At 40.0% G+C, this 18,169-nt stretch carries 13 protein-coding genes and 2 tRNA genes; 5 read left to right on the forward strand and 10 right to left on the reverse strand.

What is annotated here, in order from left to right; all coding sequences use genetic code 11:
- Position 1 precedes the first annotated feature (1 nt).
- The 4 genes from QSJ81_RS13075 to QSJ81_RS13090 all read right to left on the reverse strand — a co-directional run bounded on the left by QSJ81_RS13075 (position 2) and on the right by QSJ81_RS13090 (position 1,390).
- A tRNA-Ser gene (locus QSJ81_RS13075) sits at positions 2–92 on the reverse strand.
- A gap of 12 nt (positions 93–104) precedes the next feature.
- Positions 105–194 (reverse strand) — tRNA-Ser (locus QSJ81_RS13080).
- An 80-nt stretch (positions 195–274) separates the two neighbouring features.
- On the reverse strand, positions 275–1,042 hold the full coding sequence (locus QSJ81_RS13085; RefSeq protein ID WP_285717821.1) for a polysaccharide deacetylase family protein: 768 nt from the start codon (positions 1,040–1,042) through the stop codon (positions 275–277).
- A 129-nt stretch (positions 1,043–1,171) separates the two neighbouring features.
- Positions 1,172–1,390, reverse strand: a complete 219-nt coding sequence (locus QSJ81_RS13090) for a hypothetical protein (protein ID WP_285717822.1) — start codon at positions 1,388–1,390, stop codon at positions 1,172–1,174.
- Positions 1,391–1,561: 171 nt separating this feature from the next.
- Between QSJ81_RS13090 and ubiE the strand changes: the two genes are divergently transcribed.
- On the forward strand, positions 1,562–2,278 hold the full coding sequence (ubiE, locus tag QSJ81_RS13095) for a bifunctional demethylmenaquinone methyltransferase/2-methoxy-6-polyprenyl-1,4-benzoquinol methylase UbiE (protein WP_285717823.1): 717 nt from the start codon (positions 1,562–1,564) through the stop codon (positions 2,276–2,278).
- A 93-nt stretch (positions 2,279–2,371) separates the two neighbouring features.
- Here ubiE and QSJ81_RS13100 read toward each other — a convergent pair whose 3' ends face one another.
- Positions 2,372–2,953: a superoxide dismutase gene (locus QSJ81_RS13100; protein WP_285717824.1), complete on the reverse strand. Its 582-nt coding sequence runs from the start codon at positions 2,951–2,953 to the stop codon at positions 2,372–2,374.
- Positions 2,954–3,183: 230 nt separating this feature from the next.
- Between QSJ81_RS13100 and QSJ81_RS13105 the strand changes: the two genes are divergently transcribed.
- Positions 3,184–3,510, forward strand: a complete 327-nt coding sequence (locus QSJ81_RS13105) for a YnfA family protein (protein WP_285717825.1) — start codon at positions 3,184–3,186, stop codon at positions 3,508–3,510.
- Between the two features lie 187 nt (positions 3,511–3,697).
- Here the strand turns inward: QSJ81_RS13105 and addA are convergent, their stop codons facing one another.
- Both addA and addB read right to left on the reverse strand, forming a co-directional pair.
- Positions 3,698–7,423, reverse strand: a complete 3,726-nt coding sequence (addA, locus tag QSJ81_RS13110; protein WP_285717826.1) for a helicase-exonuclease AddAB subunit AddA — start codon at positions 7,421–7,423, stop codon at positions 3,698–3,700.
- Positions 7,410–10,862, reverse strand: a complete 3,453-nt coding sequence (addB, locus tag QSJ81_RS13115) for a helicase-exonuclease AddAB subunit AddB (protein ID WP_285717827.1) — start codon at positions 10,860–10,862, stop codon at positions 7,410–7,412. The genes addA and addB overlap by 14 nt, the downstream gene beginning before the upstream one ends.
- Positions 10,863–11,072: 210 nt before the next feature.
- Here addB and QSJ81_RS13120 point away from each other — a divergent pair, with 210 nt between their 5' ends.
- On the forward strand, positions 11,073–11,624 hold the full coding sequence (locus QSJ81_RS13120; protein ID WP_285717828.1) for a hypothetical protein: 552 nt from the start codon (positions 11,073–11,075) through the stop codon (positions 11,622–11,624).
- A gap of 139 nt (positions 11,625–11,763) precedes the next feature.
- Here QSJ81_RS13120 and QSJ81_RS13125 read toward each other — a convergent pair whose 3' ends face one another.
- Positions 11,764–12,942 (reverse strand): MGDG synthase family glycosyltransferase, encoded by a 1,179-nt coding sequence (locus QSJ81_RS13125; protein ID WP_285717829.1) that lies wholly within the window; start codon positions 12,940–12,942, stop codon positions 11,764–11,766.
- Positions 12,943–13,329: 387 nt separating this feature from the next.
- Complete coding sequence (locus QSJ81_RS13130) at positions 13,330–13,671, reverse strand: carboxypeptidase-like regulatory domain-containing protein (protein ID WP_285717830.1); 342 nt, start codon at positions 13,669–13,671, stop codon at positions 13,330–13,332.
- 243 nt (positions 13,672–13,914) lie between these two features.
- Here QSJ81_RS13130 and QSJ81_RS13135 point away from each other — a divergent pair, with 243 nt between their 5' ends.
- Positions 13,915–14,379, forward strand: a complete 465-nt coding sequence (locus QSJ81_RS13135; protein WP_285717831.1) for a hypothetical protein — start codon at positions 13,915–13,917, stop codon at positions 14,377–14,379.
- A gap of 199 nt (positions 14,380–14,578) precedes the next feature.
- Here QSJ81_RS13135 and rocF read toward each other — a convergent pair whose 3' ends face one another.
- Positions 14,579–15,529 carry an arginase gene (gene rocF, locus QSJ81_RS13140; RefSeq protein ID WP_285718151.1) on the reverse strand — a complete coding sequence of 317 codons (951 nt, stop codon included), beginning with the start codon at positions 15,527–15,529 and terminating at the stop codon, positions 14,579–14,581.
- Positions 15,530–15,824: 295 nt separating this feature from the next.
- On the opposite strand from rocF, the gene QSJ81_RS13145 reads away from it, so the two are divergent.
- A complete protein-coding gene (locus QSJ81_RS13145; protein ID WP_285717832.1) occupies positions 15,825–17,828 on the forward strand; it encodes a methyl-accepting chemotaxis protein in 2,004 nt (667 codons plus the stop codon).
- Positions 17,829–18,169: the final 341 nt, after the last annotated feature.

Consider the following 18,169-nt stretch of genomic DNA (forward strand, 5'->3'; position numbering starts at 1 on the left):
ATGGCGGAGCGACAGGGATTCGAACCCTGGCAGGCCTTACGACCTCTAACGATTTAGCAAACCGTCCTCTTGAGCCGCTTGAGTATCGCTCCATGTTATTTGAATGGCGGAGGGGGTGGGATTCGAACCCACGGACCCCTTACGAGATCGCTGGTTTTCAAGACCAGTTCCTTGAACCGCTCGGACACCCCTCCGGGCTCGGTAACACATTTATGATTATAACAGCATATCGTTCCCATGTCAACAGCAGTAGACATAAAATTTATAAATATTTTTATAGTAAGTGACCACGATTGGCAATCACATTAATCACACCACTATCATACTTGAAAATAGGGATACGCCTAAGTTCAAATTCAGGAGACTCTTTGAGACAAATGCCTTCCCGTACAGTAAACCCTGTATTATAACCCACATTTTTGGCTATTTGTACAACTGCCTCATTATAGCTTCCCCGCGGATAAGCAATCGCATCCACTTTTTTTCCTAAAACACTCTCTAATACGGCTTTTGAATTTACTAATTCATCATAAACTGCAGCTTGATCTAGTTCTCCTAAGGCTCTATGTGTTACTGAATGGGAGCCAATGGACATGCCGCCTTGTTCCATTTCTACAATATTTTCAGGAGTAAGCCGATCTTGCGTCCATAACATATCCGTAATAATAAAAAAAGTTCCCACCATTCCATGCCTTTTTAATATCGGATAGGCATTTTGAAAATTGTCCAAATAACCATCATCAAAAGTAATCAAGACAGGTTTTTCTGGCAACTCTACATTGCGGTCACTCATAAAATTTTGGAATTCTCCTAAGGTAATACTGCAATAACCTCTTTGCTGTAAACTGTCTAAATCGTTCGAAAATCGTTCTGGAGTAACAGTCAGCATATCTGTCGTATATCCTACTCGATGATAAGCCAACACAGGAATTTTACGATAACCAGATCCACTACTAACAGCGGCCTGAAATAGCAATTCCGAGGTACTTACACCGACCAGTGTACTAAAGCACACTTTTAAGAAGTTACGACGTGAAATCATCACTATTACCCCTTTCCACCAAGGAACCTACTTCTAATATATTGTATACATTCCTCTTAAGGTTATTGTATCATTATCTATATTTTTTTCCCATATTTTTTATGCTTTTTTTGTCGAATTTTTTTCTTATTAGTCTAGTCGATAATATGACCATACACAATGTAGACCTTTTAAGGTACCACCGCACTGGCAATTTTCATGACCACATACCCTAGAACATACCGTGTCCACACCCGACTTGCTTACCCGCTCTGAAACTTCTTTCACTGGTTGAAGGGCCCTCCCTCTCTTTATTTTATAACCAGTCCGTTTATCACCTAGCTTACAGAACCACTGCCACAACTCCAAAGTAGAACCCCTCCTCTCGCTTTTGCTTTTAGTATAAGCTACTACACTTCCTTTGCCTATGACATAGATCACAAATTTAACTTATAAACCTACTTCTCGCTAAATATTTGTACAGCCATTATAATGATGATTATATTATTCTCCATCCTTGAGCAGAAAGGCGGATTCGGCATGAAACAAATTGACCAACACCGACAGGAAGCTTTTGTACAACAATTATTTTCCAGCATTGCTAAGCGGTATGATATATTAAATGCACTCTTTACTCTAAACCAAGATACCTATTGGCGAAATTTCGCCGCAGCGAAAGCTGCTCTAAAAGAAGACAACTCCGTCCTAGATGTATGTTGCGGCACAGGGAAGTTATCCCTCTCTTTAGCAAAATACCTAGGAGTTGGTGGACAGATCATCAGCCTAGACTTTTCAGAAAGTATGTTACTTGAGGCCAAGCAAAATATTCAAAAATCCCCTTACCAACAAAAAATTACCCTCATGCAGGGCAATGCCCTTAAATTACCCTTTGCTGAAAATTGCTTCGACTGTACTACCATTGGCTTCGGCCTTCGAAATGTATCAGATATAAAGAGCACCTTAGAAGAAATGTATCGTGTGACAAAACCTGGCGGCACTGTATTATCCTTAGATTTATCTAAGCCTAGTGCCCCCATCTTTAAACAACTCTATTACCTTTACTTTGAGAACTTACTCCCCTTCTTAGGGAATTTAGGTTTTACTAAGAATCACCCTTACTACAATCTTCCTGCCTCTTTGAAAACCCTTCCCCATCAATCCGTTATTGCAAATATATTTAGTCAAGTAGGTCTACAACAGGTTACCTACCACCAACTGACAGGAGGTATCGCAACTGTACATTTAGGAAAGAAATAAATTTAGTCAGGTAAAGCTTTACTCTAAAACTAAAAAGGAAAAGATTTTTAGGCACAAAAAAACTCAAGGAATGTACTCCTTGAGTTTTTATACTTATATTTTGATTCTGTTATCTACTACATTCCAATCAATATTCTTGAAAAAGTTTGCTATATATTGAGGTCTCTTTAAACCATAGTCTAACATATAAGAATGCTCCCAAGCATCTAACACCAATAAGGGGGTACGGTCTACAGGGTGCCCGCTATGATGTTCATCCAGCCAAAGATTATTTAATTTCCCATTGCTGTTATCTTGGCATAGCATAGCCCAACCAACGCCTTGCATACTAGCTGTAGCCTTAAAATCTTCTTCCCATGCTTCATAACTGCCGAAATTTTCCTTCAATAGTTTTAATAATGAGGAACTAAGGTGAATCTCATTTCGCCCACCCAAATTTTCAAAATACAGTTCATGCAAACGCATACCAGCAACTTCCTGGTTGATTCGCTTTTTAAGTCCTGCATATTCTATGGGGTCTGCCTGTCCTTCTGCTAAGTTGTTTTCAATATGCGCTACAATTTCATTCGCGTTTTTAACATATCCATTGTATACGTTAAAATGATTTATTAAGAGCGTGTCACTAAAACCCTGAATACCCAAAAGATCACTATAATCTTGCGCTTGATATGACATCTGCCTTCCCTCCATGCGAAGTATTTTTACACTAAACAATCGTTCTTTTGTTGCAGATACGCTTGTAATTATTTACTAGCATATCCACCTTTTTATATTATATGATATTGTTTTTGTATTATATCACGTTACGACTGTCTTTGCTTCATCTATACAGTATTTATACAGTATACTTTTTTACGTGTTATAATGAAAATAATTATCAATAAAGATTTAAAGGGTGGATAAAAATGGATGTTTTAAAATCAGTCATTTTTTTTGTTCTAGCTGGGTTATTTGAAATTGGTGGCGGTTACTTAATTTGGCTTTGGGTTCGAGATGGTAAGGGTATTAGCTATGCAATCTTTGGCGCTATCATCTTAGTAGCATATGGATTCATCCCTACATTACAACCTGCTAATTTCGGACGAGTTTATGCCGCATATGGAGGAATTTTTATCGTTCTTTCTATCTTGTGGGGTTGGGGCATTGATAAAATCGCCCCAGATAAGTTTGATATGATTGGGGGGCTCATTTCCCTAGTAGGCGTCATGATTATTATGTACTGGCCTAGATGATAGCTTAACAATATTATGAATAATAAGGGCTTAATCCATCTTTTTTTTACCGCAGAGGCACAGAGGACACAGAGAAAATAGGGTTACATTTCAAAAGTAAAGCATTAATAACATGAAACTACTCTAAGTATAGGTTGCAGGTTTATTTAAAATCATAAATCTTGATAAAGTAAAAAGAAGCTGTCAGTTATAACTTGACAGCTTCTTTTGTACTAAATACATATAAATATTTTTCTTTTACTGGCTGCTTGAAAATCCGTTCTACTGCATCAGCATATAAATTAAGCTGCACAGTATAGCGCTCAATAAGCTCTTTGCTATCGGTGACCCAGTCGGTTTTATAATCTAGTAATACTAAGCCATCATCCTCATCAAACAAGGCGTCGATAACCCCTTGAATGAAGATTCCTTCTCCCGCACCTGCCATATCATCATAGAACTTTTCCGCGGGAAGAACTAGGCTGAAAGGTAATTCTCGCCTTACCTTAGGTGAAGAACATAACCGCTGACCTAAGCTACTTTGAAAAAAGGCTACCACACCTTTACTATCTACAATGTCAGCGTGTTCAGGTAAGATCATTTCCTTAGCAACCATATTGGCGATCTGTTCTTTAATACCACCCTCAGACAAATCTCCCTGTAAATCCATCTGTTGCATGATACTATGCATTAATGTGCCGCGTTCTGCACCAGTTAATCCCACGGACTGTTGAATAAACCGTGGACGTAAAGCAATCGATTTTTTAGCAAAGTTTTGCTGACTACTTTCAATTACCTGCGTATCAAAACGCCGTTTGATTTCCGTCACCGACAACTTAGCAGGTTTTCCTACAATATGCTGATAACCATATTGCCAGCCTAGCGTTTTCTCTACCCAGGCATAATCTTCCCCACTATCGACGGGTTGCATGTTGCGAATATTCTCTAGCAGTGCGGCAGCTTCCGATTGCTCCTCATCTACCTCCAGTAATTGACTACGAGAATAAACATCTACTTGCCATTTTGACGGGTCCTTAGAAAAAATTGGTCTCAGTTCTTGTTCGCACTCTCCATATGCCCTAAGAGCAGCGCCTCCTTCATGCCGAGCCACAGCAGGACACAACCAATCCAAATAGTTACTAGCCCCTGCAATTAGTGAGTCAGGCAATGTAGGTTGCAGACGTTCTGTATATTGACACCACCCAGCCGCCTTTTTAGCCAATTTACTTACGGAGCCTACAAGAATCAATTTTTCCCTTGCTCGTGTTAAGGCTACATAAAGAATACGCAATTCCTCTGCTTTGGTCTCCATAATAAGCTTATGACTAATGCCATGTCGTGCTAATGTAGGGTAACGAAAACGTAGTTCTGGATTGGTAACATAAGGGCCAACCCCTAAGGCCTTGTGACATAACACCAACGCTTTACTATCTTGCAGATTGATATTCTTGCCTAAATCAGCTACAAATACAAGAGGGAACTCAAGTCCCTTACTTTTATGAATACTCATAATCCGTACTACATTTTCACTTTCCCCCAAGGCTCTGGCAACAGCAAGGTCAGAGCCTTTATCCTGCATACGCTCTACAAAACGCAAAAAGCGAAATAAGCCGCGAAAATTTGTTGATTCATATTGACGAGCCCGATCATGCAGCGCTCTTAAATTGGCTTGCCTTAGCATGCCACCAGGCATACCTCCGACATAATCATAGTAACCCGTATCACGATAAATCTGCCAAATGAGTTCTGGAACACCCTTACAACGAGATAAATTACGCCATTGTTCAAGCTGTTTTACAAAACTTTTCATTTTTTCCCGTGTTTCTTCGATTAGACTTGCGTTATCCACCTCGTGGCTCAAAGCGCTCCATAATTCCTCCCCCTGACAGCACAAACGAACTTCTGCTAGCTCTTCCGTCGTAAATCCTGCCAAAGGCGAACGCAGCACCGCTGCCAAGGCGATATCTTGACGAGGATTATCGATCACACTTAATAAAGATACCATGATCTGGACTTCGATTTCCCTAAAGTAACCAGCATCTAGTTCAGCATAAGCAGGTATACCTGCCTTTCTTAGTACATCCAGCATTACATTTGCTTTGCCTTTTACTGACCGAAGTAAAATGACGATATCTCGCCAAGCTAGGCTTCGATACTCTTTTAACCCTTTATCATATACACGATAATTGCCTGTCATAAAATCACTCATCTTTTTGGCAATTAAACGAGCTTCTAATTCAAAACCACTTAGTTCTGCCTCTTCCATTAAGTCAGCTGCAGGACCATCAGCGGTTTCTACACCTTCCCCAGTATCCATCTCCCCTTCGGGAGAACCCATCTGTTCTTCCGCTTCATCCCGATCTACAATGCAGAGTTCCACTGGCCCTTCCAGCAGTTTGCCTTGCTCTTCTGGATAATCTGGGCCAGGATTAAGTTTCTCCGCCTCTCCATACTCTAGTTCTCCAATCCGGGGCGACATCAACTGCGCAAAGAGAAAATTGACAGCATGAAGTACCCCAGCCCGACTACGAAAATTCTGGGATAAGTCGATTCGAGCATACTGGCTTCCGGCAGTCGGATACTGGCGATATTTTTTCATAAACAATTCCGGTTCTGCTAGACGAAAACGATAGATACTCTGTTTAACATCACCCACTAAAAATAAATTAGGCTGTTTCGTACTGGCTACCAAACGTAGAATGGTTTCCTGTACTCCATTGGTATCTTGGTATTCATCCACCATTACTTCCGCAAAACGTTCCTGCAATTGAATCGCAACAGAAGAAGGTATGATCTCTCCTATCTGACTTTCCGGTGCAAGCAAAATTTGTAAACAAAAATGTTCTAAGTCATTGAAATCCAATACATCTTTGCTACGCTTTGCCTTGGCAAATTCCTGACCAAATTCAATAACCAACTTACCTAACGTATCCACTACAGGAGCAATTAGACGCATATCTGCCAATAATTCTTCTGCAGGACGATCAAAGAAATGCACCTTACAGTCATTGATTTTATCTTTAACCTTCTGCCTGACTCGTTGAAAATACTTCTTCATGGATTCATCTGTACCTTTTGGCACGGCCGCAATTTTCTCAAACTTACAACCAGCAATCGCAGTAGCCAGACTTTCCCATGAGTGATTAGCTGCAGACAGCAGTTCATCAAGGACAGTCCGATCTGCCATAAAGGTATCTACATAGGCGTCTATACTGCCAGGTCTTCCAGCCTCTAGGCAAAGAACATCTAATTGCTGCCCTGCCTGTTCCAAATCCAAGACTATTTTCTCCCGAATTAACTTCGACCAAGGAGTTTGATCAACAGTAGCTGCTTCAGGCAAAGCAAACTCTTGTGAAAGACCAGCTAACCATTTTTCTGGCCAAGGATGACTCTGGGAGAAATTATATAATCCTAGTACCAATTGATATAAGGAATTGTCACTTTGTTCATCCCCATAGTGTTCTACCAAGTCTAGAAATGCCTCATCCCCTTGAGCGTATTTCGCCTCAAACAAGTTTTCCAGCACTTCTGTTTTCATAATTGTCACTTCTGCCTGACCAGCAATGCGAAATTGAGGATCTAAATCTAAGAGATGAAAATTCTGTCGTACAATGTTTTGACAAAAGGCATGAATGGTAGAAATGGCAGAAGAATTGAGCAGCGCTAGCTGCCGCTGAATATGCTCAGAACGAGGCTGTTTTTTTAATGCATCATTCAGAGCCGAGCCAATGCGCCCGCGCATTTCAGCCGCTGCTGCATTGGTAAAGGTAACAACTAGCACCTTATCCACATCAACTGGTTGCTCTTTATCTAATATACGAGAAATAATCCGTTCAACTAGTACCGAGGTTTTACCCGAACCAGCAGCCGCAGCTACTAATAGATTTTTATTCCGTGTTTCAATTGCCAATAACTGCTGCTCAGACCAACTCATTTGGTTTTACCTCCTGGCCTTGGGTAATTTTCCCCATAATAGTACTTTCATCTGGCTTTGCCAATCTACGATATTGATTTTCTGGCAACAAACTATCAAACTGACATACGGCACTGTACTGACAAAAGCCACAAGGAGTCCTTTTATCTAAAGCATAAGGACTAATCTCGATTTTCCCTGCCATAATTTCTCGTGCCGTATCAACTAATTTTTGCTCTACATGGCTAAGTAATAATTGGAACTCTTCAGGTTCTTTGACATAAGACAAGCAATTACTATAAAAGGTATCATCCTTTTTCAAGGCAACCTTCAAGAATTCAGAATAACCATCAATGGTGTGATCCAATAACCGTATTACTTGAGAATCGGCTAGTACCCAACCTGGCATCTTTAAGAGTCCATTAATTTTTTTACAAATTTCATCGGCGTCTAACTTAATTTTATCTGAGAGATTCGGATTCTTTAAGAAATAATACAACACTCCAGCAGGTAAACAGTCTTTATACGCTTTACTTGCTACTAGCAGATACGTTAATAGCTGGAGACGCAAACCATAATACACATCCACTAATTTAAGCCAAGCTCCCCCTGACTTATAATCAATAATTAGCATATACTTTTTGCCTTCCAATTCCCCAATGTCCAAGCGATCAATTTGCCCGACTATTTCCAAGGAAATATCATCTGGCAACATATAGACGAGAGGTGGCAAAGCATCCTCCCCCCGCCCGAATGATTTTTCCATGGCTATGGGTTTAAACGTACTTACCCGATCGAATTCGACTAAACGACGTACGGCACGAGTTACAGTCCGCTTCAGTCTGCCCACCAAGTGCTTATGCTGTTCCGAGCTTAACAAAATCTCATTCTGCAGTTTTGGCGCCAATTCTTCCACTACTTGGTTTACAATCTCCTTATACTCCCCTTCGTTCATACTACCCCAGTCACGACCGGCTTCTTGTAAGCTATCACCAAATCCTTTGAGAGCAGCATGCAAAAACTGCCCCCAGTCAGGTGCCTGCAAACGAAAAACCGCTCGCTCCTTAAGACTTAAACCATACTGCGCAAAATGTTTGAAGGGACAGGCCTGATAGGATTCAAAACGGGTAACACTGCCCCGCAGTTTATTCTGCTTCGGATATAAACGATTCGCCAAATTTCCAGGCAATGATTCTACCTGATTGTGATGAAACAACCCAGCTACGGCTCTTTGCACATACCATTCCAGCCCTTGTTCTTGTCTTGCCCAGTTATAAACATCCCACCACACGCCAGCAATCTTCTCACCGCTCTTGTAGCTTCGAAGTACGGCAGCCAAAGCGGAAATACTGCGTTTCCCATGAGCGATATACTGCTGTTCACTCCCAGTTATAGGCTCTACAGGCAAAGAATGAAAGGGTACTCTTGCCAATTCTCGAACCCGTTTAATTAGCAAGGATGGGCTAAGCCCCTTGCCTTCTTCATCTGCCAGAGGATAGCTAAGCCATAAATACTCTTTCGCTCTTGTTAAGGCTGTATATACCAAAAACCGCTCCGCAAAAGAATCGGACTGTGAGCCTGGGGCTAGCTCTAAACCAAATTGAATCATTTGCCCCCGTTCCGCATCCGTTAATAAACCTTCACCCCTCCCGCGCATGGGCAACACTCCATCATTTACCCCTGGAACATAAATAGCCTTGATATTTACCAAACTAGTCTGCTCCATAGGAGATACGGTAACATAATCAAGCCCTGGAGGAATGAGACTGAGAGTAAGACCTTCCAAGCCTTCACTCAACATAATCCCATAGTCGGCTACTGCCATCTCCTCAGTGCCGCAGATCTCCACAATTTGTTCTAATAACTGAATCACTTGATCCCATAACTGACGATGTTCCCTTGCCTGCTCCAAATCCCCTATTTCTTCGGCATGCACCGCCCACTGTTCTAATTTTTCCGGCACCATCAATCCTGCTAAAAAATCATATAAAGCTGTCGTCATCTCTAGTACCGTCGTTGCGGTTTTCATTTGCTGTTCAAAGACAAGTAAAGGCGCAGAAACTTTGCTTCTAACCTCATTGATAGTTTGAAGATGCTCTTGTTGTACCTCATTTAGTTCCGCATCTTCCCCTAAGGAAAAGCGGCGAATAAATGTCCACAGCTGACCATTCGTCCATTTTGTACCGCGAATACCAAACTCCAATACATAGTTTTCCAATTTATCAATATCATCCCGGGACAAATCAAATAAATCTGTCTTAAAACAGCGAAACAAGGGTTCATAACCCCATCTTTCCGTGATCACTTCTATACTGGAACGCAATAATTCCGCTAAGGGATGATGCACTGGTTGGCGTTTTCGGTCACTAAAGAAAGGTATCTCATAGTCAGCTAACACAGTCTCCACAAGTTCCGCATAACTTTCTGGATCACGAAGCAGAATACCAATATCTCTCCAACGATATCCTTCCTCCCGACATAAACGTAACATATCCCTTGCCATACCTTCGACTTCTACCCGGCGATTGGCAGCTTCCGTTACCACAACTCCTTTAGTTTCACCTGCCCAAACTGGAGAAGGAAAAGTAAATAGATGCGCTTCCATATGCCCTAGCAAAGGAGCCATAAATCGTTGGCTTTGGGTTAACTCCACTTCTTCAATTTCTGCCCCCATCTTCTTTGCCATATCCAATAACTTTCTTCGGGTGTCCCATTGACGATGAAATAAGGCTGTCTCACTTGCCTGTTCAACCGACTTGGCATCTGCCAAACACAAGGTAATGGTCACACTAGCAGAATTTGCTAATAGCTGAGCCACTACATCTGCTTCTTGCGGATTGAACCAAGTAAAGCCATCAATCCACACCTCTGCTTGATGTAAAATGGCAGACTGGGGAATCTTCTTTGCCAAGAAGGTGAGATAATCTTCTGGATCGGTATAACGCCCTTGCAAGAAGTTTTCAAAACCTTGATAGACTAAGGCTAAATCATGAATTTTATCACCAATCGGCAAATCACCGCATTGCCCTTCTACCTCTGCCAAAGATTCTGGAGATACACCATAGGCTTTAAACTCTTGAATCATACTGGCTAAAATATCGGCAAAACTACGTTGGGCAGCCGCCCGGTGAAATATTTTAAAATCTTCACGATGCTCATGTAATAATTTATTCAATACGATGCGTTTCCCAAGTTCTGTAATATGAGGGCGAACCGCACCACCTGTTTCCATTAAGATTCGATGCGCCAAACGGCGAAAGCCAAAGACATAGGCCCTAGTAAAACCGTCAATGCCCGGAGTAGATGCTAACTCATGCTCTACCTGAAAGGTAGCGTGCTCCGGTAAGATCATTATCATAGACCGTCCCTCTGGTGATGCTGTTAGCATTTGGCCCATTTCTTCTAAACAATACTGAGTCTTACCAGCCCCAGCTCTTCCCATAATTAAACGAAGCTTCACTTGTGTTTCACCTCTAACCTTATATCTTGCTATTAGCAGTGTTATTCGGTATGAGAGAGGAAAAGTCCTACCCTGGCCCGACTGCGTTGGTACGTTGCAGGTAAAAAACGTTTTTTTATTTTATCAGTCTTACTACTTAACATTGCTGGTAATTTCTTCGATATGTAATATAATGGTTATATTTGTCAATGATTAAGGAGGGGACTCTTAATGTCTAACAGCAGAGGGCTAATCACTAATTTATTAAATACTAACTCGAATAGTACGTTAAATTCCCTAGAAAAATATAGGGATGACATGTTAAAGAAATTACAATCTGACACTGGCAATAATGGAAATGACGATGCTAGTTCTCATACAGGCAGAAAAGAAACGATGGTAGCCTTACAAGGAGTTACAAAGCAAATACAACAGGTTCAGTATGCAAAAACCGCACAGAAACTTCAAGACGATTGGTATAAAAACGAATCATCACCAGCTAAAAGTCCTAGTAAACGGGAGAAAATTAGAAGGGAGCATGAAACCTATCTTTTTAACACTAGTATGGGGCATTTAATGCTAGCCAAAGCAGATATTTCTGTAGATGAAAACGTTAACGCTGCGAAAGAATTGGGAATTGAGGCCGCTGAAGTAGAACGTAAAAGGAAGAAAGATGAAATGGATGCTGATACGACAAATGATAACAGTAAAAATAATGAAGCAAAAACAGTAAGTGCGATAAAGAAAAAAAATAAAAAACCATCTTTAAATATATTAGCATGAGTAGCATGATTTAATTTCCAATCTTGAAAATGATAGATACATCCTACCAAATAGAGCTTGAATTATAAGCAACCTTATCCAATAAAGTTGCTAGAAAAACAGGAGCCTCTTCCCCACTAAAAGGGAATGGCTCCTATTCTTATGCCCCGATAACAATATGTTTTTCTTGGAAGGTATTAGGATTATTGATAGCTAAAGTTGTGTTAATTGTATCAAGAATAATCTGAGCGATATTCTGAGAACCATTTATCGGAATTGTATTGTTAGTCATCACATTACTATAAGAAGCAAAAATAGCCATTTCGTTAATTATTGTGCATGCTTCGCTGGGGGTCGGACAATGGTAACCTAATTGATTTCTATTAACAAATTCAATATTACCCGTCTCTTGGATACCAATTGCTTCCGTGACAATTAGCTTTTTTTTCATTGATACGCCTTCCATAAGAGTACCAGGACCAGCTTTAGAGACAATTACATCACTTGCTGCCATTAATGTTTCCATGTTATTGACAAAACCGTAGACGTGCAATCGGTCGGAATGAATTTTGGGGTTGTTAAGTTCATCATATAAATCTTTGTTATTGCCTGCTATGACAAGTATTTGTTTATCAGGACACTGTTTTTTTAAGGTATGAACCCAATCCCCCATATTGCCTGCCCCAACTCCACCACCTGCAAGGAGAATTGTAAAGGGTTCGTTTTTTATGCCAAGTTCATCACATGCTTGTTTTTTTGATAATTTACTATTTGAAAATTTAGGGTGTACTGGAAAACCAGTGTAGATAATCTGACTGTAAGGAATCCCATACTTTATTAGAGATTGAAATGCTTCTTTTGTAGGAACAAGATATAGATCCGCTCCTGGTGTTGCCCATGATGCATGTATGGTAACAAGATCTGTAATGACAGCTATGATTGGCCAAGTGGCTCGTAACTTTTTGCGAGTTTGTTGCAGTAAACCAATAACTAGTGGATGAACGGCTACAACGGCATCCGGCTGGCTATCAGCTATTGCTCGTTTAATACTATAGTGAGATTGAGAATATACTATTTTTGTTAGTGCATTGATACGACTAATACTATTAGTTTCTTTGAAGAACAAATTGTTTAGCCAAACATGGTTTCTGGAGCAGTAATCATAAATTTCTGGTGCTTTTTTTAAACCTGGAAAATTTGTTGTTCTTAAAAAATCGACAATGGTAGATTGTATGCTCTGTTCTTTATCAAATGCAGCTATTATTGATGTCGCAGCACTGCGATGTCCACCGCCTGTGTCTGATATTGCGAACATAATCTCTATAGGCCTAATTGCCATAAGACACCTCTCATTATCAGATTTTAATAATACGGTAGGTACTTTATTTTTTATTATACGAAGCTAATTCAATTATAATGGAATCATATAAATTTTACGTTAATGAATGATTAAGAAAATGTTAAATGTTACACTAAGTGTAAAAAATACGGTTTAGCCGCAATAATAGGATATCAAGGTGAGTTCAATCAACTTGCTGCTCGCAAAAGGCTCAACATGCAGCTGATACTACTTGTTGAGCCTTAAAACCTTTATTCGAAATCGGCTTTCATTAATGATCTCTTTTTGCATGTTATGTAAAATTAACTAAGCAGATATACTTTTGTCACAAGACGGATCCCCTTTATCTCCCCTTGAGCAATCACGTCTTGTTGTGATGAGATACTTTTATTTATGTACAGTGAAATTAAAGTTATCGCTATCATCCTTTAGATGAATTTTTCCCCGGTATGTTCTGTATTTATCTTTACCTATCGTTACCCAGTAGGTTTTGCTTGTTAATGGTAAGTAAATTGTATAATTACCCCGATAGTCAGTCTTGGCAACTTGTATGCCATTCAAGCCACCTTCCATTTCGAACACTATTTTTGCTCCAGTAATTGGTCTTAAGTCTGAATCCGTTATTTTTCCAGAGATAGGGACTTTAGAGGTTGCCGCTGCAGTATTGATATAAAGCATGTTTACTAGAAGAAAAGAAAAAATAATTAGCAAAATCCTTTTGTTTTTCAAAATAAGCACTCCTTATTGGTATGTAATTTTTTACATATAGGAAATATGATACTATAAAGTTGTGATGAAAGTATGACAACAATACCAATATACACGAAGATAAATGTTCCCTGCCTATTACCCTTGTCACACTTTTGTCTTATTTAAATGATATAATGCAACACAGGCTACTCATTAACCTACATAATGATACTTAGTAAATGAAGTGCCAATTAAGAATTAAACATTCCAGGAGGACTTATCATGAAAAAAATCGCACTTACTGTGGCTTCCCTACTCGCCTTCGGTATCAGTACTGGTTTTGCCGCCCCTATTAATAATCTGTCACAAGGTCAGACAGCTGTCGGTGTAGTGGATGACTCTTTCTATCTCGAACACAAGATGTCTGATAACCTTACACTTGGATTCCAAAAGAACGACATTTACGGACAAGTTAATGTTAATAATAATATTAGAGCTATTATTGGTAGCAGAGATTATAATTCCAATTCAAAAATCTATGTAGGGGCAGCAGTGACAAGCCCATTAGCTCCTTCCTTAGATGGCTATGCCTCTCTGGTCGGCGCTTCTGGTTTTAAAGAACTGCAAGTTGGGGCTAATTACAACCTGACTAACAATCTTGACCTTAATGTAAACTACCGCTCCTTTATGCCAGATGAAGGCAGCAACAGTAACCGTACAGCGTTGGGTGCGACATTTAAATTTTAAGAAAAGACTAAGGCTTCTGCCAAGTCCTCGGACGCAGGCAGAAGCCTTAGTCGTCCTTACTTGGAATCAAGAAAGTGCTATACTTTCTGATTCCGTAAAACCAAACGCTAGCAACTGATAATAACTTGAGTACTTCAACAAAAATAGAGGGTTTCGCTTAATAAAGCGAAACCCTCTATTTTTGTTATTTCATTTATAATTACATTGCCTCAGCACTTTTCCGCCGGCCATAGACTCTTTGCGCCTGTCTGCTCTTTCCTCTTTCACCAAATAATGCTCCGATTAAGTTAACGGTTAAACGAGCTGTAGTGTCATCTTTGTCTAACAAAGGATTCACTTCCACAAATTCTGCAGAAATCAATTGATTGGATGCCGATAATAACCTAACAGCTTGTAAGCTCTCTTTATAACTGATACCATCAGCAACGGGAGTGCCTACTCCCGGGAATTCTCGAGGATCTATACCATCTACGTCAAAGCTAAGATGAATTCCATCACAGCGCTCAGACAAATACCGTAAGGTTTCGGCTATGACGACTTCGATTCCTAGTCTTTTTACATCCTCAGCTGTATACATTTTTATATTTCTTTCTGCAATTAATAACTTTTCGCCCTCATCAATATCTCGGGCACCAATCAACACAATGTGCTCTGGTTTCACTTTCCCATGATAACCACCAATATAGGTAAGAGCAGAGTGTCCTAGCCCCATGCTAGCCGCCAAAGGCATGCCGTGAATATTGCCACTAGGTGAAGTCTCAGGTGTGTTTAGATCCGCATGAGCATCATACCAAATTACACCTAGATTTTTATAATGTTTGGCAATTCCAGCCAGTGTCCCCATAGCAATACTATGGTCTCCCCCTAAAACAAGAGGGAAACGTCCTTCTTGTATAATATCTGAAACCTTTGTTGCTAATTTCTCACTTGACTCAACAAGGGTCTTAACATTTTTAATATTTTCACCGGTCTGCCTAAATCGTCCCGTAATGCCAATCGTAAGATTACCTTCGTCAACTACATGTTGCCCTACGCCCTTTAGACGCTCTACCAAACCTGCGCTACGGATACTATGAGGTCCTAAGTTGGTACCATAACGTGTCTGTCCCAGCCACATAGGTACACCAACAATTGAAATTCTTCTTTTCATGGAATTCACTATCACCGCCCCAATCTTTTCCAATTTTAATTCACTGCGAATTTTATTTTAAACCTTTCTTGTCTAGTGTGCAAGAAAAGATTTATAAAATACTTCTCTTTTTTTAGAAAAATAGTATTCTTCTCCTTATCTTTTTTAATAATTAATTATTTTTCTGTTATTTCGATAAAATATACCATAAAATTGCCTAAAGAAATCCTCTTTTAGCAAAACATCCCTTTCCATGTTATAATGGAATTCGGACTGCTTTTAAATATAATACAATATACATTTTAGGAGGAATACTATGCAAACTTACACGTTTAGTAAATTACAAGCAGCAAACAGTCTAAGGATCCGGTTAATCGTGTTATTTGTACTATTTGCTTTACTGCCTACCTGTATAGTGGGCATACTGAATGCCTACCAAGACGTAACCGAAAAAAAATCTGCAATTGTCCAAAATAACATAGTGTTAACTACCCAGCTTTCTAATCAGATTGAGCGTCTTTTAGAGGATTCTCAAGGATTACTAGTGACAACGGCCACAGCAATTGGTGCATCATCGACAAACAAAACATTAGATCCAGTCGCTATAAAGGCTGCATTACTTGAGATGAAAAAACAAAACCCAATTTTCGAGTTAGTAATCGCCAACAATATCAATTCAATGCAAATTGCTCGAACTTCCGGAGAGTTGCGAGACCAATCCGGTAAGGCAAATATTATAAGTGCTTTGCAGGGTAAAACCTTCTTTTCAGACGTATACATATCAGCCTCTACACAGGCCCCCTGCGTGACAATCTACACTCCTATTAAGGACATTACTGGGGCAGTTATTGGACTTATGTCTGCCGATATTAGCCTTAGTTCCATTCAAGATATCGCCAACAGTGGCAAAATCGGTAATACTGGCTATATCGACATTGTTGACAAGCAAGGAGTGCTTATTGCTCATCCTAATAAAGACCGGGTTTTGCAAAAGGAAAGTGTTGCTGAGCTTAGTTATATTTCTAAGGCTCTTCAAGGACAATCCGGCAGTACTACCGCTGTAGCAACGAACGGAGCAGAAGCATTGACTGTATTTACCCCTATTCCAAAATACAACTGGGCGATTGCCGCCTATATGCCTACAAAGGAAATAAACAGCACCCTCTTATCATCTTTACTCGTTACTGTATTACTAAGTTTATTGGCCGTCGCATGTGCTGCAATCACAGCCTTTTTCATTGGTCGCAGTATTTCCAGACCCCTGCAACAGTTAGCTGTCAATGCCGACTTATTAGCAAATGGTGATTTAACTGGCGACATCAAGGCTCAAGGTGCATTGGAAATTAATCAACTTTCCCAGGCCCTCAACAAAATGCAAGTTAACTTTAAACAAATCATCCAAAATATCGTAGCGACATCTGAACAAGTTGCTTCCTCCTCTGAACAATTAATGGCTGGTGCCGAGCAGTCAGCACAAGCCGTTGATCAAGTAGCCCACTCCATTACCCAAGTAGCAGGTGCTACGGATAAACAACTTACAGCTGTTAATCAAGCAACCGATATCGTAACCGAAATATCTACTAGTATCCATCATATTGCTGAACAAGCCAATATGGTTTCCAGTACTTCGGAACAAACAGCAACTACCGCAAATGACGGTGGTAAAGCAATTATTACTGCCATGGAACAAATGAATCGCATTGAAAGTACTGTCATAAATTCCGCTCAAGTAGTCGCTACCTTAGGTGATCGTTCCAAAGAAATTGGACAAATTATCGATACCATCGCTGGAATTGCTGGCCAAACAAATTTATTAGCGTTAAATGCCGCTATTGAAGCAGCACGTGCCGGAGAACAAGGTCGGGGCTTTGCAGTTGTTGCTGATGAGGTAAGAAAACTAGCGGAACAATCTCATGATGCAGCAAAACAAATTACTACTTTAATCAACGGTATTCAAATGGAAGCGGACAAAGCTGTAGAATCGATGAATAATGGAACTCAAGAAGTTAAAATTGGTACCGAAGTCGTGAATAACGCAGGACAAGCCTTCCAGCAAATCACATCGTCTGTTACACAAATGTCTGGACAGGTACAGGAAATATCCGCATCAATTCAGCAAATAGCAAGTGGTAGCCAAAAAGTAGTAGCTACCATGCATACTATTGATGATATCAGTAAAGACACTGCCCTCCAAACACAAACCGTCTCAGCAGCTACTGAAGAACAGTCCGCTTCCATGGGGGAAATCTCTCATGCTAGCCAATTATTAGCCAACATGGCTGAAGAATTACAGAAGGCTGTACATAAGTTTAAAATGTAATATTATATTTAAAACTAGAAGCCCTATTCCACTAACGGAATAGGGCTTCTAGCTTTTTCTCGATAAGAAAAGACTTGGCTTGTGCCAAGTCCTCGGACGCAGGCAGAAGCCTTAGTCGTTTTTACTTAGAATCAAGAAAGTATTATACTTTCTGATTCCGTAAAAATAGGCCTCGCTAATGCTGGCTTCTCACCGGCCAGCCAACTCTTGTGTTTTTTATTGAATTATTATCTCTACTTATTCTGATTCTGTAAATCTTACATTTTTATAATTTCTAGGGATACAATAACTTAGAAGCGTGAGAAAACTCTATATTAAATATCAAGAAAAGGAGTTTTTAT

The organism is Pelosinus sp. IPA-1 (genome assembly GCF_030269905.1).
Taxonomy (GTDB): Bacteria; Bacillota; Negativicutes; order DSM-13327; family DSM-13327; genus Pelosinus.

What these genes read in the sequence shown, in the direction of transcription:
- QSJ81_RS13085 (WP_285717821.1), bottom strand. Translation starts at nt 1,042, where the DNA reads ATGATTTCACGTCGTAACTTCTTAAAAGTGTGCTTTAGTACACTGGTC.
- QSJ81_RS13145 (WP_285717832.1), top strand. Translation starts at nt 15,825, where the DNA reads ATGCAAACTTACACGTTTAGTAAATTACAAGCAGCAAACAGTCTAAGG.
- QSJ81_RS13120 (WP_285717828.1), top strand. Translation starts at nt 11,073, where the DNA reads ATGTCTAACAGCAGAGGGCTAATCACTAATTTATTAAATACTAACTCG.
- rocF (WP_285718151.1), bottom strand. Translation starts at nt 15,529, where the DNA reads ATGAAAAGAAGAATTTCAATTGTTGGTGTACCTATGTGGCTGGGACAG.
- QSJ81_RS13135 (WP_285717831.1), top strand. Translation starts at nt 13,915, where the DNA reads ATGAAAAAAATCGCACTTACTGTGGCTTCCCTACTCGCCTTCGGTATC.
- ubiE (WP_285717823.1), top strand. Translation starts at nt 1,562, where the DNA reads ATGAAACAAATTGACCAACACCGACAGGAAGCTTTTGTACAACAATTA.
- QSJ81_RS13125 (WP_285717829.1), bottom strand. Translation starts at nt 12,942, where the DNA reads ATGGCAATTAGGCCTATAGAGATTATGTTCGCAATATCAGACACAGGC.
- QSJ81_RS13100 (WP_285717824.1), bottom strand. Translation starts at nt 2,953, where the DNA reads ATGTCATATCAAGCGCAAGATTATAGTGATCTTTTGGGTATTCAGGGT.
- addA (WP_285717826.1), bottom strand. Translation starts at nt 7,423, where the DNA reads ATGAGTTGGTCTGAGCAGCAGTTATTGGCAATTGAAACACGGAATAAA.
- QSJ81_RS13105 (WP_285717825.1), top strand. Translation starts at nt 3,184, where the DNA reads ATGGATGTTTTAAAATCAGTCATTTTTTTTGTTCTAGCTGGGTTATTT.